We start from the raw sequence: 16,925 nt of genomic DNA on the forward strand, positions 1-16,925 counted from the left end.
AGTCGTTTAAATGGTGCGGGAGACGAGACTTGAACTCGTACACCTTGCGGCGCTAGAACCTAAATCTAGTGCGTCTACCAATTTCGCCACTCCCGCTCATTTAATCGAAGGTGTTGAAAATATATGGTGGCTACGACGGGATTCGAACCTGTGACCCCATCATTATGAGTGATGTGCTCTAACCAACTGAGCTACGTAGCCATCTATTTTTCGCCAACCTTCATCGGCGTTGCGGGGCGCATTATGCGTATATGAGAAAGTTGCGTCAACCCCTTTTTTATCGGAAAAGGGCATCTGAGGCACGTTTGCGCGGGGATTATACAGCTCGGCGAGAAAATCAACAAAATTCAGGCTTATTAATAGGGTAAAACGGCATTATCGATAAAAAAACGGCGAACCTAAAAAGTTCGCCGTTTGGTGGATGTGTGAATTTTTAAATCTCTACTTTTGATAAGCCGACTGATGCACGCCTACAGCACGACCTGACGGGTCATCCATTTTTTTGAAAGATTCATCCCATTCAATCGCTTTTGCTGAGGAACAAGCGACGGAAGGGCCGCCCGGAACACACTCTGCGGCGCTAGGCATAGGGAATAACTCTTCAAAAATTTCACGATACAAATAGCCTTCTTTCGAGTTTGGCGTGTTGTATGGGAAACGGAAGTGCGCATTTGCCAACATTTGATCGCTAATCTGCTGATTCGCGGTTTCTTTTAAAGTATCGATCCAGCTATAACCCACGCCGTCGGAGAACTGTTCTTTCTGACGTCATGCTACGCTGGCTGGCAGATAGGATTCAAAACATTCACGTAAGATGTATTTCTCCATTTTGCCGTTGCCGCACATTTTATCTTGTGGGTTTAGGCGCATAGCGACGTCGAGGAATTTTTTATCCAAGAAAGGAACACGCGCCTCAACGCCCCACGCGGACATGGCTTTGTTCGCGCGGGCGCAGTCATACATATGCAGAGCCAGCAGCTTACGCACGGTTTCTTCGTGGAACTCTTTGGCGTTCGGTGCTTTATGAAAATAGAGATATCCGCCAAAGACCTCATCGGCCCCTTCGCCGGAAAGCACCATCTTGATGCCCATGGCTTTTATCTTACGCGCCATCAGATACATTGGCGTTGAAGCACGGATGGTCGTCACGTCATAGGTTTCGATGTGATAAATCACGTCGCGAATTGCGTCTAAGCCTTCTTGCACAGTGAAATGAATTTCGTGATGCACCGTGCCAAGATGGTTAGCCACTTCCTGCGCGGCTTTTAAATCCGGAGATCCTTCCAAACCTACGGCGAAAGAGTGCAGCTGTGGCCACCATGCTTCGCTTCGTTCATCGTCTTCAACGCGGCGAGCGGCAAATTTTTTGGTAATCGCAGAGATTACTGAAGAGTCGAGCCCACCAGACAGCAGCACGCCGTAAGGGACGTCAGACATCAGATGGCTTTTGACCGATTCTTCCAAGGCTTCTTTCAATTGAGCGGCGTCAGTGTGGTTCTCTTTAACGTTATCGAACTCAAACCAGTCGCGCTGGTAGTAGCTATGAATTTCGCCATCGTCGCTCGACATGTAGCTGCCTGCCGGGAATTCTTTGATGGTGCGGCAAACCGGTACCAGAGCTTTCATCTCTGAAGCGACGTAGAAGTTGCCGTGCTCGTCATAACCCATATACAGCGGAATAATTCCGAGATGATCGCGGCCAATCAAATAGCTGTTTTTTTCTGCGTCATATAAAACAAAGGCAAACATGCCCTGCAGTTCGTCTAAGAACGCAGAACCTTGCTCTTCGTATAACGCCAAAATAACTTCACAGTCAGAGGCCGTTTGGAATTCATAACGCCCTTCAAAACGTTGGCGCAGAGCCTGATGGTTATAAATTTCACCATTCACGGCAAGAATATGGGTGTGCGCGGCATTGTACAAAGGCTGGGCGCCGTTGTTGACGTCAACGATAGACAGACGCTCATGCGCCAAAATCGCGTTGTCAGAAGCGTAAATGCCGGACCAATCTGGGCCACGATGACGCATCAGGCGTGACAGCTCGAGCGCTTTTTTACGCAGCTCAACAGGATCGGTTTTTAAATCAAGCACACCAAAGATAGAACACATAGATTTCTCCCATACTGCATTGTCTAGTTGTGACGTTGTGAGTCAGTTTAAGGCGGTAAAAAATTATTGATTTACGACTCAGTGAGGCGTTTACCGCTGCTATAAATAACAAATTGCGTCAAAACCTGAATAGAATGCAAGCGCTTTAGCTTAATGGTGAGAAATAGTCTGCTGGTGTACTCTAAATCTTAACGATTATTCATTTTTTAAAGTGAATTATTGATGAATCGATAATTTTTTAGCATCCGATGAGTAATCGAGAAAAAAAGCAGCGCAGAAAAAATAAAGTAAAAGCGGAGAGAAAAAAGAGGGAAGTTGCGTCTGACCAAGCTGACCAGACGCAAAGGAGTAACGTTAGATGATGTCGATATCGGCAACGGAGGGATAAATGTAGTTAGGGCGGAACGGCATGTTGTCCACGTCGTTTAACGTTGAGACACCGGACAGCACTAATACCGTTTCCAGCCCCGCTTGGAAGCCTGCCAAAATATCGGTATTCAGATTATCACCGATGATCACGGTGCTTTCTGAATGAGCCTGCATCTTGTTGAGCGCGGCACGAATAATCCACGGGCTCGGTTTGCCAACGTAGAACGGCTTGCGGCCTGAAATCAGCTCAATTGGTGCACATAACGCGCCACAGGCAGGGTAAAAACCACGGCCGTGTGTATCTGGGTTTGTCGCGATAAACCGTGCGCCGTTGACCACGAAGTAAGAGGCCTTGTGGATCATTTCCCAGTTATACGAACGGGTTTCACCAACGATAACAAAATCAGGGTTGATATCGGTAATGGTAAAGCCTGCTTTATACAATTCGTGAATTAACGCACCTTCGCCAATCACATAGGCTTTTTTGCCTTCCTGACGTTTGAGAAAATCGGCGGTGGCCATGGCTGAGGTGTAAAACACGCTTTCAGGAACATCAAGTCCGGCGGCTGCGAAGCGGTTGGCCAGATCCTGCGCGGTTTGAGAAGGGTAGTTGGTCAGAATGACGAGAGGAATGTCTTTTTCTTGAATACGTGCCAGAAATTTATCTGCACCCGGAACCGGAGTGTTGTCGTGCATCAAAACGCCGTCGATGTCACAAATAATACTTTTGATTGTCATGGGTTTATTACTCGTTAAGTTGACAAGCACAAATCATATCATGCTTGTCAGCTAACGCAGCAGCTTCAAATAAGCAGAGAATTAGTGCGGATGTTGCCCTTCCAGCAGGCGCTGAAGCAATACACCGTTGAGCATGGCTCGTTTCACCAGCGCAAATGCCCCAATGGCTGAACGATGATCTAATTCAGAGGTGACCACCGGTAGATTAATGCGGAAATTCTTCAACGCCTGAGTATTGATGCAGCTTTGAATCGCAGGCAGCAGCGTTTTTTCTGCTTCAATAATTTCGCCTGCGATAACCACTTTCTGCGGGTTAAACATGTTAATCGCAATCGCAATGGCGCGACCCAGATAGCGGCCAACCAATTCAATCACTTCTGTTGCTAGCGCGTCGCCTTTGTTTGCCGCTTTGCAGATTGCGCTGATGCTGCAATCGTCCAGCGTGAGTTTGCTTGGATAGCCTTGTTCGAGCAGATGACGAACGCGTTGTTCAATGGCGGCGTTGGCGGCCACGGTTTCCAAACAACCGAAATTACCGCAGTGGCAACGTTCGCCTAATGGATCGATTTGGATGTGACCAATCTCACCAACGTTTCCCTTGCTGCCGAGAAATATTTTTTCATTCACGATGATACCCGCACCGGTTCCTCGGTGTAGGCGTACCAGCATTGAATCTTCACAGTCGCGGGTGGCACCGAAATAGTGTTCAGCTAAAGCAAGGCTACGAATATCGTGACCCACAAAGCTGGTGACGTTAAATCGATCTTCCAGCGCATTAACCAACGGCCAATCATTAACGGTAATATGCGGCATGTAGCGCACGATCCCATGTTGAGGATCGACTAATCCGGGCAGGATCACCGCAATGGCAATCAGCTCGCGGATTTTACGCTGATAGGTGAGCATGAACTGCTCAATGTTATTCAGCAGTGCATTTTCCACTGTTTCCTGAGTGCGTTCAGGTAACGGGTAGTGCTCTTCGGCCAGCGACTTTCCACTCATATCGTACAGCGTGATGGTGGCGTCGTGACGCCCTAAGCGGATGGCAATGGTATTGAAGAGGCGGGTTTCTGTCACAATGGAAATGGCACGACGGCCACCGGTAGACGCTTGCTGATCGACTTCTTTGATCAGCCCGCGCTCCAGTAGCTGGCGGGTAATTTTGGTGACGCTGGCGGGAGCAAGCTGGCTCAGCTCGGCAATCTGAATGCGCGAAATAGGGCCTTGCAGATCGATCAAACGGTAAACAGCGGCGCTGTTAAGTTGTTTAACCAGATCTACGTTACCAATTTGTCCTTGTCCGCCTGTGGTCATCAATTTATTACCCGCTTATAAAAATAGAGCTCAAGTTAATAAAGAAAGCGCGCAGACTGATGTACGTTCTCTCTTATTTATTTTCGTAAACCGTTTCGCCGTTCACGATGGTTTTGATCACGCGATAGTCTGAAGTGAAAGCGGTTAAGTTTGCCACTTTACCCGCTTCGATGCTGCCCAGACGGCTATCAACACCCACCGCGCGCGATGGATAGAGCGTTGCCATACGCAATGCTTCATCCAGAGCAATACCGATGTGCTCAACGCTGTTTTTGACGGCGTCGATCATGGTCAGCGCAGAACCGCTCAGCGTACCGTTTTCATCAACGACTAAACCGTTGCGGTAATATACTGTTTTTCCGGCGAAAATGAAGTGATCTATGTTAGCGCCTGCCGGAGCAGTTGCATCGGTGACCAGCACCAGATGTTCGCCTTTCAAACGTTTAGCCAGACGAATGCTTGGCCAAGCAACGTGGTGACCATCGGCGATGATGCCGGTGTACACTTCCGGGGTATCGAAAATAGCACCCATCAGACCCGGAGCACGGCCAGAAATGGCTGGCATCGCGTTATAAAGGTGAGTCGCAAAGCTCATGCCTGCGGCGAAGCCTTTACGCGCTTCTTCATAGGTAGCGTTGGAGTGACCTGCAGAAACCACGATTCCGGCGGCTTTCAGCTGCTGGATAGATTCCTGAGTCGCGACTTCTGGAGCCATCGTCACTTTGGTGATGGCGTCTGCGTGCTCGCACATGAAATCGATCATTTCATGATCCGGTTTACGGATGTATTTCGGATTGTGCGTGCCTTTCTTTTCTAAGCTGATGTATGGGCCTTCAATATGCAGACCTAGCGCCTGATTCTGGTGCTTGGTCAGATAGCTGCGCATCACATCGATACCGTGCTTCATTAAATCGTCAGCACTGGTGATAAGCGTAGGTAAATAGCTGGTACAGCCTGATTTCTCGTTGGCGTGCTGCATGATTTCGAGCGTTTCTTCCGAAACCGCTTCGACAGAATCATTAAACTGAACGCCGCCACAGCCATTAAGTTGCAGATCGATGAAACCAGGAGCAAGGATTGCCCCGCCTAGATCGTGAGTTTCAATGCCTGACGGAAGTTCAGCGACAGGACAGATCTTTTCAATTAAGCCATTGGCGATCATTACTGCATGGTCGTCGAGAATATCGTGGCCGGTATAAATCCGACAATGGGTCAAAGCGTACATCACATACCCCTGGTTACAGGTTGAAAATTACAGATTCTTCATGTTTTCCGCTTCTAACTCGCGGAAGTACTTAACTGTTTTGACTTTCAGCTCCATCGTTGAAGGCTCATCGCATACGATGACGGACTTCGGATGAAGTTGCAGAGCGCTGATCGTCCACATGTGGTTGACGCTGCCTTCAACGGCGGCCTGCAGGGACAGCGCTTTCGCGTGGCCAGTGACCAAAATCATCACTTCTTCAGCGTCCAACAATGTGCCAACGCCAACGGTGAGCGCGTATTTTGGCACTTTCGTCATGTCGCCATCAAAGAAACGAGAGTTTGCAATACGAGTTTCTTCGGTCAGCGTTTTGATGCGAGTGCGAGAAGCTAAAGATGATGCTGGTTCGTTAAAAGCAATATGTCCATCGTTACCTACACCACCCATAAACAGATTGATTCTGCCGTAGGATTTTATCTTTTCTTCGTAGCGGCGACATTCGGTATCAACGTCAGGCGCATTGCCGTTCAGCAAGTTAATGTTTTCGCGTGGGATATCCACGTGATTGAAGAAATTATTATACATGAAGCTATGGTAGCTTTCTGGATGCTCTTCTGGCAGGCCGATGTATTCGTCCATGTTGAACGTAACAACGTTTTTAAAGCTGATTTCGCCAGCCTTGTGCAGCTCGATCAAACGTTTGTAGGTTTGCAGAGGGGTGCCGCCGGTTGGCAGACCGAGAACAAATGGACGCTCAGCCGTTGGTTTGAACGCATTGATACGGTTAACAATATGACGGGCAGACCACAAGCCAACGTCTGCAGCATTACTTAGAGGGATAAGTCTCATAGGGCACCTTTAGTGAATATAAATCTATATTATAAACGGGGGTCCACATTGCTCTTTGCTCAGAGTATAAGGCGTAATGCTTGCTAACGACTAATGTGTGACCTAACGCCGCTTTGATTTTTCGAATGATAAAATAAGTTTTGTATGATGGCTAGCAATTAGGCATGTTTAGAGCCTCCTTTGGTGATATTTATCACAAAACTGGAGGTTTTAATTTGCGGAGAAAAATAATTTTTTTACACTCCTGATTGTAGTCCATACTGTCAACTTAATAATTAAGTCAGTTATGACGTGACCATGAGCAGTGCCAATTCGAGCAATGACGGGTCCACAAGGGGGAAATGGTGAGTATTTTAGGTTATCTGCAAAAAGTCGGCCGTGCGCTGATGGTACCGGTGGCGACGCTACCGGCTGCCGCGATATTAATGGGTGTCGGTTACTGGATCGACCCGGTAGGTTGGGGGGGCGATAATGCGTTAGCGGCCTTCTTCATCAAGTCGGGCTCTGCCATTATCGACAACATGTCAGTACTGTTTGCGATCGGTGTCGCTTACGGTATGTCAAAAGATAAAGACGGCGCTGCCGCATTAACTGGCTTTGTTGGCTTCTTGGTACTGACTACGCTGTGCTCTCCGGCCGCGGTAGCCATGATCCAGAAAATCCCTGCGGATCAGGTTCCAGCTGCATTCGGTAAGATTAACAACCAGTTCGTGGGTATCTTGGTTGGTATTATCTCTGCCGAACTGTACAACCGCTTCAGCGGCGTTGAGCTGCCGAAGGCGCTGTCCTTCTTCAGCGGCCGTCGTTTGGTGCCAATTCTGACCTCCTTCGTCATGATTCTGGTGGCGTTCATCCTGATGTACATCTGGCCGTTAATCTTTGACGGACTGGTTAACTTCGGTGAACACATTCAGAAAATGGGCTCTGTTGGCGCAGGTATCTACGCGTTCTTCAACCGCTTGCTGATCCCAGTGGGTCTGCATCACGCCTTGAACTCCGTATTCTGGTTTGACGTTGCAGGTATCAACGACATTCCTAACTTCCTGGGTGGCGCACAGTCTATCGAAGCGGGTAAAGCCGTTGTGGGTATCACTGGTCGTTATCAGGCTGGTTTCTTCCCAATCATGATGTTTGGTTTACCGGGTGCTGCGCTGGCGATTTACCACTGCGCACGTCCAGAAAACAAAGCCAAAGTGGCTGGTATCATGATGGCCGCTGCGTTTGCAGCCTTCTTCACCGGTATTACCGAACCGTTGGAATTCTCCTTCATGTTCGTGGCACCAGTACTGTATGTTCTGCATGCATTCCTGACCGGTATTTCCGTATTCATCGCAGCTTCTATGCACTGGATTGCGGGCTTCGGCTTCAGCGCCGGTCTGGTGGATATGGTGCTGTCTTCACGTAACCCGCTGGCAACTCACTGGTACATGCTGATCCCTCAGGGTCTGGTGTTCTTCGTGATTTACTACGTGGTGTTCCGTTTCACTATCACCAAATTCAACCTGCTGACTCCAGGCCGTGAACTGGCTACCGACGCTGACGAAAGCGCTGATGGTTACGATCTGGATCTGGACAATGCGAAAGGTGGTAACGAAACGGCAAATCTGGCACGCAACTACATTGCCGCTGTTGGTGGCTCTGCCAACATCACCGGTATTGATGCTTGTATCACACGTCTGCGTCTGAGCGTTAAAGACTCTGCTATCGTCAACGATAGCTTGGCTAAACGTTTGGGTGCCTCTGGTGTTATTCGCTTGAACAAACAAAGCGTGCAGGTCATCGTGGGTACACGTGCCGAAGCAATTGCGACCGCAATGCGTGGCGTGATGGCATCTGGCCCAATTGAGGCTGCCACTGCACATGCTGCTCCAGCAGCCGCTGAAGCAAAAGCACAGGCAACGCCAAACGCCGCTGCGGTAGTCAAAGCGACGCTGGTTTCTCCAATCACCGGTGAAGTGGTTGCGCTGGATCAGGTTCCTGATGAAGCGTTCGCTAGCAAAGCCGTGGGTGACGGTGTGGCGGTTCGCCCAACGGATAAAACCGTGGTTTCCCCAGCACGTGGCACTATCGTTAAGATCTTCAACACCAACCATGCGTTCTGTTTAGAAACGGATGAAGGTGCGGAAGTCGTTGTTCATATGGGCATCGACACCGTGGCGTTGAATGGTCAAGGCTTCAAACGCCTCGTTGAAGAGGGTGCAGAAGTGAAAGCGGGTCAGCCAATCCTAGAAATGGATTTGGAATATCTGAACGCCAATGCACGCTCAATGATTAGCCCAGTTGTTGTCAGCAACATCGATGATTTCGGTGGTCTGAAAGCGCTGGCGGCGGGTCATGTCGTGGCGGGTGAAACCAAGCTGTATGACATCACTGCAAAATAACTTGTCGGTGAACGGTTAACTGATTTATCAGAAACTGTTTTAAGCAAGCAGAACGGAGAAGGGGTGACCTTTCTCCGTTTTTTTGTTTTTGGCGTCCGCTGATATACAGTGTCACTTAGCAGATCTGTCATCTTTTGACATAACCATGGAAAAAACGCCGTGATAATGGCAACAAACGGTTGTTTCCCGCCACAGGTTGTAAGATCATTACTGGTTATGAGTCGCGTTTTTAGGCATAGAGGAATAGAAAATGAGTGAGGCTGAAGCCCGCCCAAGTAACTTTATCCGTCAGATCATCGATGAAGATCTGGCCTCAGGTAAACATAATTCAGTTCATACCCGTTTTCCGCCGGAGCCAAACGGCTACCTGCATATTGGCCACGCCAAATCCATTTGCCTGAACTTTGGCATTGCCAAAGACTATCAAGGCCAGTGCAATCTGCGCTTTGATGACACCAACCCGGTGAAAGAAGACATTGAATACGTTGAGTCAATTAAACGCGACGTACAGTGGCTAGGTTTTGAGTGGAGCGGCGCAGTGCGTTACTCTTCTGATTACTTCGATCAACTGCACCAGTACGCCGTAGAGCTGATTAGCAAGGGTCTGGCTTACGTTGATGAGCTTACTCCTGAACAGATCCGTGAATATCGCGGTACCCTGACTTCTCCGGGCAAAAATAGCCCGTATCGCGATCGTAGCGTTGAAGAGAACTTGGCACTGTTCGAAAAAATGCGTAACGGCGAATTTGCCGAAGGCACCGCGTGCCTGCGCGCCAAAATTGATATGGCTTCTCCGTTCATCGTGATGCGCGATCCGGTTCTGTACCGTATTAAGTTTGCTGAACATCACCAGACCGGCAACAAATGGTGCATCTATCCGATGTACGATTTCACCCACTGCATTTCCGATGCGCTGGAAGGGATCACCCATTCACTGTGTACGCTGGAATTCCAAGATAACCGCCGTCTCTACGACTGGGTTTTGGATAACATCACTATTCCAACGCATCCACGTCAGTACGAGTTTTCTCGTCTGAACCTCGAATATGCCATCATGTCTAAGCGTAAGCTGAACCAGCTGGTGACCGAGAAGATTGTGGAAGGTTGGGATGATCCACGTATGCCAACGATTTCTGGTCTGCGTCGTCGCGGATACACGGCGGCTTCTATTCGTGAATTCTGCCTGCGTATTGGCGTGACCAAGCAAGATAACAACGTTGAAATGGCGGCGTTAGAATCTTGTGTGCGTGATGACCTGAATGAAATCGCACCGCGTGCGATGGCGGTTCTGGATCCGGTTAAAGTGGTTATTGAAAACATGTCTGCGGATAGCGTAGAAATGCTGGCGATGCCAAACCATCCAAACAAGCCAGAAATGGGCAAACGCGAAGTGCCGTTTAGCAACGAAATCTATATCGATCGTGCCGATTTCCGCGAAGAAGCCAACAAACAATACAAGCGTTTGGTATTGGGCAAAGAAGTTCGTCTGCGTAATGCCTACGTGATTAAAGCCGAGCGCGTTGAGAAAGACGCTGACGGTGAAATCACTACCATTTATTGCACCTACGATGCGGATACGTTGAGCAAAGATCCTGCTGATGGTCGTAAAGTGAAAGGCGTTATTCATTGGGTATCTGCAAACCACGCAGTACCTGCTGAATTCCATCTGTACGATCGCTTGTTCAGCGTTGCCAACCCAGGCGCAGCGGAAGACTTCCTGTCTACGATCAACCCTGAGTCATTGGTTATCCGTAAAGGCTTTGTTGAACCAAGTCTTGCTGTAGCGACTTCAGAAGTCACCTATCAGTTCGAACGTGAAGGCTACTTCTGCGCTGATTGCCGCTATTCCGCGCCAGACCATTTAGTGTTTAACCGCACTGTGGGTCTGCGTGATACGTGGGCAAAAGTGGGTGCATAACCCGAGATAGTCCTCGCTAAATTGCAGTCATTAAAAAGCCGCTTACCTATTCTGTAAGTGGCTTTTTTTATACCTGTCTCCAACATTCCCCATCAGTTTTTAAATCCTAATTGTAAATAGTTTAGTAATACGATGTTATTTCTCGAAGTGCATAAACACACTCTGAATATTCGTTTCACGAATTAATTAATTGCCAGAGATTTACCTCGATATAAAAATAGTTATCCCATCAGCGTTTGTTTTCTAAGCATTTTCCTCTGAATTTACAATGCATTTATAAATATATTGCTGTTTTTAAAAGATATTTTTAGTTGCTCACAGCAAAAGTGTGTCACATGTAACAAAACATTAAAATATGTGCACTCGGTCAAGAATTGACACAATTGTTTTACTTTTCATTTGATAATTCGCGTCGCGAAAAATAGTCTAAGACGGTAGATGAGCAATTGAGTTATTTACTCTACTACGAATTAACTTTTCCCCATTTTAGGGGTTTTGCGTCCTAGACCGGTGAACGTCGAGGGTCGCGTTTTTCAAAGTCAAAGAGGATCGATTTTATGGTTACGCATCGTTTGAAGCGCAACGCGCTAACGCTCGCCATAACTGGGGTGTTGTTGGGTAGTGGTTTTTATGCAATGCCAGAAGCTAAGGCTGAAGGTTTTGTTGATGATTCAACGCTGACGGGTGGTGTTTACTACTGGCAACGTGAGCGTGACCGTAAAGATGTCACCACTGGAAACTACGAAACCAACCTTAATCATTCCACGTGGAACGCCAACCTAGATTTCTCATCCGGCTATGCAGCCGACATGTTTGGTATTGATGTTGCCGCATTTACCGCAATCGAAATGGCAGAGAACCATGATAGCGGACATCCAAACGAAATTGCTTTCTCCTCGAAAAACAAAGGCTACGACGAAGACTACTCGGGCGATAAGAGTGGCATAAGCCTGTACAAAGCTGCTGCGAAATTTAAGTACGGCCCTGTCTGGGCGCGTGCTGGCTACATTCAGCCAACAGGCCAAACTTTACTGGCACCACACTGGAGCTTTATGCCTGGTACCTATCAAGGTGCTGAGGCCGGTGCAAACTTTGACTACGGTGATGCGGGTGCGCTGAGCTTCTCCTACATGTGGACCGACAAATATAAAGCACCATGGCATACCGAAGTTGACGGTTTCTATCAAAACGACAAAAAAACCGGCGTTTCTTATCTGCACTCATTAGGCGCCAAGTATGACTTCAAAAATGATTTCATACTGGAAGCGGCCTTTGGTCAGGCTGAAGGCTATGTCGATCAATACTTTGCTAAAGGCTCCTACAAGTTTGATGTCGCGGGTAATCCGATGACAACTAGCTACCAATTCTATGGCACGCGTGACCGCGTACATGACGGTGGCGTGAACGATCTTTACGACGGCACCGCATGGTTGCAGGCGCTGACTCTGGGCTACAAAGTTGGACAGTTCGACTTCCGCTTGGAAGGTACTTACGTCAAAGCTGAAGGTAATCAGGGTTACTTCTTACAGCGTATGACTCCAACCTACGCCTCTTCAAACGGACGTTTGGATATTTGGTGGGATAACCGCTCTGACTTTAACGCCAACGGCGAAAAAGCCATTTTCGGCGGCGTGATGTATGACCTGAGCAAGTGGGATATGCCTGGCTTCGCTATCGGTGGTTCTTATGTCTACGCATGGGATGCTAAACCAAGCACCGATCCTCAGTACGATCAAAGCCAGCGCGTGAAAGAAAGCGCCTACAGTCTGGATGCGATGTACACCATTCAGGACGGCCGTGCGAAAGGCACGCTGTTCAAACTGCACTTCACTCAGTACGACAACCATTCAGACAACCCAAGCTGGGGCGGCGGTTACGGCAACATGTTCCAAGACGAACGTGATGTTAAGTTCATCGTTATCGCACCGTTCACCATTTTCTAAGCCAAAGACTCGGCATGTTGAGCTAAACATGCCGAGTCACTTTGACGAGATAAAAACATGAAAAAAATTCTATTGGTTGTCGCTGCCGTTGTTGGGCTAAGTGCCTGTGTACAGCAATCTACTGCCCCTCAAGAAGATGCAAAATTAAAACAAGCCTACAGCAACTGCATTAATACCGCTGAAGGCAACCCAGATAAAATCTCAGCCTGCCAATCAGTGCTGGACGTGTTGAAGCAAAGTAAGACGCATCAGGCCTTTGCCGAAAAGGAAAGCGTGCGCGTATTTGATTACCAAAACTGTATTCAGGCGGCTAAAACCGGTGCTGGAGATAACTACCAGCAGGCCTGTGGCAAAGTTTGGCAGGAAATTCGCAGCAACAATAACTGATTAAGGATGGGGCTTTAGGATGAGCAAATTTAAATTAAACACGTTGGCCGTTGCCGTTTCTGCACTGGGCATGCTCGGATTTTCCGCAGCAAGTCAGGCAGATCAGCAAATCGTTGACCAACTGAGTCAGCTAAAAGTTAACGTGAAAGTCACCGATAACCGTGCGGCAGAGAATGGCGTAGATTGTGCCGCGCTGGGTGCTGATTGGGCGTCGTGTAATCAATCCGTTATTACGTTAACCAGCGATAGCGATATTAAAGGCAACGACTGGGCGATCTATTTCCATAACCCACGTCAGGTTCTAGACGTGAAAAGCGAACAGTTCAAAATTACGTTTGTGACCGGTGACCTACACAAAATTGAACCTACCGATAAATTTAAAGGGTTTACTGCCGGTCAATCGGTGGAAATTCCTCTGATTGGTGAATACTGGCAGTTGTTTGAAAGTGACATTATGCCGCGTTGGTACGTCACTTCTCAGGATGCTAAGCCTAAAGTGATTGCCAGCACCGATACGGAAGATTTGCGCCAGTTTGTGACGCCGTTTGCGGGCGATCTGTGGAAGCGTACCAAAGACGACAAAAATGTTCTGATGGTGCCTGAAACCCGCTTCGACAAAAACGCCGATGTGAAAGAACTGCCAGCGCAGAGCCTGCGTGGCCAAATTATGCCAACGCCGATGGAAGTAAAAATCCATCAGCAGGACGTTGACCTCAGCAAAGGCGTCGCGCTGGATCTTACCGTTCTGAACAACGCCACGGCAGAAGCCGCGCAGCAGCGTTTCGCCTTGTTAGGTGTGAAAAGCGATGCCAAAGGCTACCCAATCAAAACGGCGATTGCGGTTAATAACTTCAAAGGCGATTTAGCGGTTCCAGGGGCTTACGAGCTGATGATTGGGCCGAAGGGCGCAGAAGTTATTGGTTACGATCAGGCTGGCGTATTCTACGGCTTACAGTCCATTCTTTCGCTGGTGCCAAGCGATGGCAGCATGAAGATTGCAACCTTAGATGCGAAAGACGCGCCGCGTTTCCAATACCGTGGCATTTTCTTGGACATCGGGCGTAACTTCCATTCCAAAGAAGCGGTACACCGTCTGCTAGATCAGATGGCGGCGTATAAGATGAACAAATTCCACTTCCATCTGACCGACGATGAAGGCTGGCGTATTGAGATCCCCGGTCTGCCAGAGCTTATCGATGTGGGCTCAAAACGCTGTCACGACCTGAGCGAAAAAGAGTGCCTGCTACCACAGCTAGGTTCTGGGCCTGATGCTAACAATAATGGCACTGGCCATCTGACCCGCGCCGAATATATCGATATCGTGAAATATGCTCAGGCGCGTCAGATTGAAGTGATCCCTGAAATCGATATGCCTGCGCATGCGCGTGCCGCTGTGATTTCAATGGAAGCGCGTTATGACAAACTGAAAGCCGCTGGTGACGAGAAGGGCGCTAACGAATTCCGTTTGGTTGATCCAACGGATACGTCAAACACCACGTCTGTGCAGTTCTACGATCGTAAGAGCTATTTGAACCCATGCTTAGATTCTTCTAAGCGCTTTGTCGATAAAGTGATTGGCGAAGTAGCGCAGATGCACAAAGAGGCGGGGCAGCCGTTAACCACGTGGCACTTCGGCGGTGATGAAGCTAAAAACATCCGCTTAGGGCCGGGTTATCAGGATAAGAATGGCAAGATTGAGCCGGGTAAAGGCATTATCGATCAAAGCAAAGAAGATAAACCATGGGCGCAGTCTCAGGTTTGTCAGACCCTAATCAAGAGCGGCAAAGTGGAAGATATGGAACATCTCCCAAGCCACTTTGCGATTGAAGTTAGCCAGATCGTCAATAAGCACGGCATTGAAAAAATGCAGGCGTGGCAGGATGGTCTGAAAGATGCCAAAGATGCGAAGGCATTTGCCACCAAGCGCGTGGGCGTCAACTTCTGGGATACGCTCTATTGGGGCGGTTTTGATACCGTCAACGACTGGGCGAACAAAGGCTACGAAGTAACGGTTTCTAACCCAGACTACGTCTACATGGATTTCCCGTATGAGGTGAATCCACAGGAAAATGGCTACTACTGGGGAACTCGCTTTAACGATGAGCGTAAGATCTTCAGCTTCGCGCCAGACAACATGCCACAGAACGCGGAAACTTCCGTAGACCGTGACGGCAATTTCTTTACCGCGAAAAGCGATAAGCCATGGCCGGGCGTTTATGGACTCTCAGCGCAGCTGTGGAGTGAAACTACGCGCACTGACGAAATGATGGAGTATAAAATCTATCCTCGCGTTATGACGGTGGCGGAGCGTGGATGGCATCGCGCGGGCTGGGAGCAGGACTACAAAGCGGGCCGCGAATATAAAGGCGGTGAAACCAATCTGGTAGATAAAAAATCTCTGCTGAGCGATTGGCAGCGCTTTGCAAACCTGATGGGGCAGCGTGAGCTGGCGAAAATGGATAAAGCCGGTGTGGAATATCGCCTGCCGGTTCCTGGGGCAAAAGTCGTGGGCGGGAAATTGGAAGCCAACATTGCGCTGCCAGGGCTGGGGATTGAATACTCCGTAGACGGCGGCAAGCAGTGGCAGCGTTATGATGCTAAAGCTCAACCGACCGTTTCTGGTGACGTTCAAATTCGTTCAGTGAGCCCAGATGGTAAACGCTATAGCCGCGTAGAACCGGTACAGGCGTGATATCCAAATAGGTAAGTTCGGTATTTCCTGCCCCGGTGGGGTAGGGAATAGCGCAATAACGTATTAATGCAGTGGTTCTTAATACCGTTTCATCATCATTATTGTTGCTATGGTATCTGCCGAAGCCATATGAGTGATTTAGTTGTGAGTTGCTTAGCCCCCTGCCTGAGGGGCTTTTTTTTGTCTGTTTTTTGCCGAGAAAACGGATTCTTTGGATTTCAGGCAATAAAAAAGCGACCCTCAGGTCGCCTCATTTACACTCGCGTGTTTTTACTCTCTGCCATCGTGCAGACTTTCGTCTTCGCGGCAATCACCCTCAGCGCAGTGACCATACAGGTACAGGCTGTGGTTGGTCAGCTGGATACCATATTTTTTAGCAATTTCGTGCTGACGTTTTTCGATGGAATCGTCGCTAAACTCGATCACTTTACCGCAGTCTAAGCAGATCAGATGATCATGGTGATGCTGTTGGGTCAGTTCAAATACAGATTTTCCGCCTTCAAAATTGTGACGAGTCACAATTCCAGCCTCGTCGAACTGGTTCAGTACACGGTAAACGGTGGCTAAGCCGATTTCTTCACCCATATCGATCAGCTTCTTATACAGGTCTTCTGCGCTGACGTGATGGCAAGTTGGATCTTGCAGAACTTCCAGAATCTTAAGACGCGGAAGCGTGACTTTAAGTCCAGCCTTCTTTAAAGGAGTGTTGTTATCTGTCATTCGGATTCTGTCCCGTTACTTAGCTCGAAGACGTTTAGGATAGCCTGCATTTGCTGCCAGCGTTGCCCTAATTGTCACCGAACTGAAAATATAATTGAGATTCATTATAAAGCTGATGGCGGTAAATGGAAACCGCAGTGTGTTAACAACTTGGACGGAACTACAGGGTGGAAATAAAACGTAACACACTGACAAATATGTAACTCTGCTGGTGGCGGGGGCTAGAGCGAGAAAAATGAGTTACATAGATGTTGCAAATTGCTTTCGCCAATCGCTGAAATACCCGCTGGCTTATGCAGTC

The 16,925-nt window shown here is 48.5% G+C and carries 10 protein-coding genes, 2 tRNA genes and 1 pseudogene; 5 read left to right on the top strand and 8 right to left on the bottom strand.

The features are described from left to right. Positions 1-11: 11 nt before the first annotated feature. From DSM2777_RS11760 to nagB, 7 genes and pseudogenes are all read right to left on the bottom strand, one after another. A tRNA-Leu gene (locus DSM2777_RS11760) sits at positions 12-96 on the bottom strand. Positions 97-124: 28 nt separating this feature from the next. Next, a tRNA-Met gene (locus DSM2777_RS11765) sits at positions 125-201 on the bottom strand. A gap of 240 nt (positions 202-441) precedes the next feature. Beyond that, a pseudogene (gene asnB, locus DSM2777_RS11770) lies at positions 442-2,109 on the bottom strand (asparagine synthase B). 354 nt (positions 2,110-2,463) lie between these two features. Continuing rightward, a complete protein-coding gene (locus DSM2777_RS11775; protein ID WP_046457385.1) occupies positions 2,464-3,216 on the bottom strand; it encodes an HAD-IIA family hydrolase in 753 nt (250 codons plus the stop codon). Positions 3,217-3,297: 81 nt separating this feature from the next. Further along, positions 3,298-4,530: a DNA-binding transcriptional regulator NagC gene (nagC, locus tag DSM2777_RS11780; protein WP_025800670.1), complete on the bottom strand. Its 1,233-nt coding sequence runs from the start codon at positions 4,528-4,530 to the stop codon at positions 3,298-3,300. 73 nt (positions 4,531-4,603) lie between these two features. Next, on the bottom strand, positions 4,604-5,755 hold the full coding sequence (nagA, locus tag DSM2777_RS11785) for an N-acetylglucosamine-6-phosphate deacetylase (protein WP_061554052.1): 1,152 nt from the start codon (positions 5,753-5,755) through the stop codon (positions 4,604-4,606). A 27-nt stretch (positions 5,756-5,782) separates the two neighbouring features. Further along, positions 5,783-6,583 carry a glucosamine-6-phosphate deaminase gene (gene nagB / locus DSM2777_RS11790; RefSeq protein ID WP_040045683.1) on the bottom strand — a complete coding sequence of 267 codons (801 nt, stop codon included), beginning with the start codon at positions 6,581-6,583 and terminating at the stop codon, positions 5,783-5,785. A gap of 344 nt (positions 6,584-6,927) precedes the next feature. Between nagB and nagE the strand changes: the two genes are divergently transcribed. From nagE to DSM2777_RS11815, 5 genes are all read left to right on the top strand, one after another. Further along, complete coding sequence (gene nagE, locus DSM2777_RS11795) at positions 6,928-8,964, top strand: N-acetylglucosamine-specific PTS transporter subunit IIBC (RefSeq protein ID WP_025800673.1); 2,037 nt, start codon at positions 6,928-6,930, stop codon at positions 8,962-8,964. Positions 8,965-9,214: 250 nt separating this feature from the next. Then, entirely contained in the window at positions 9,215-10,882 is a 1,668-nt protein-coding gene (gene glnS, locus DSM2777_RS11800; RefSeq protein WP_025800674.1) for a glutamine--tRNA ligase, read from the top strand. Positions 10,883-11,439: 557 nt separating this feature from the next. Next, positions 11,440-12,825: a chitoporin ChiP gene (gene chiP, locus DSM2777_RS11805; RefSeq protein WP_040045685.1), complete on the top strand. Its 1,386-nt coding sequence runs from the start codon at positions 11,440-11,442 to the stop codon at positions 12,823-12,825. 57 nt (positions 12,826-12,882) lie between these two features. Beyond that, a complete protein-coding gene (chiQ, locus tag DSM2777_RS11810) occupies positions 12,883-13,212 on the top strand; it encodes a ChiQ/YbfN family lipoprotein (protein WP_040045686.1) in 330 nt (109 codons plus the stop codon). A gap of 19 nt (positions 13,213-13,231) precedes the next feature. Beyond that, entirely contained in the window at positions 13,232-15,904 is a 2,673-nt protein-coding gene (locus DSM2777_RS11815) for a beta-N-acetylhexosaminidase (RefSeq protein WP_061554053.1), read from the top strand. A 270-nt stretch (positions 15,905-16,174) separates the two neighbouring features. Here the strand turns inward: DSM2777_RS11815 and fur are convergent, their stop codons facing one another. Then, the gene (fur, locus tag DSM2777_RS11820) at positions 16,175-16,624 is read right to left on the bottom strand and encodes a ferric iron uptake transcriptional regulator (protein WP_061554054.1); all 450 of its coding nucleotides are present in this window, start codon (positions 16,622-16,624) and stop codon (positions 16,175-16,177) included. Positions 16,625-16,925: the final 301 nt, after the last annotated feature.

Source organism: Obesumbacterium proteus (assembly GCF_001586165.1).
In the GTDB taxonomy this organism is placed as follows: Bacteria; Pseudomonadota; Gammaproteobacteria; order Enterobacterales; family Enterobacteriaceae; genus Hafnia; species Hafnia protea.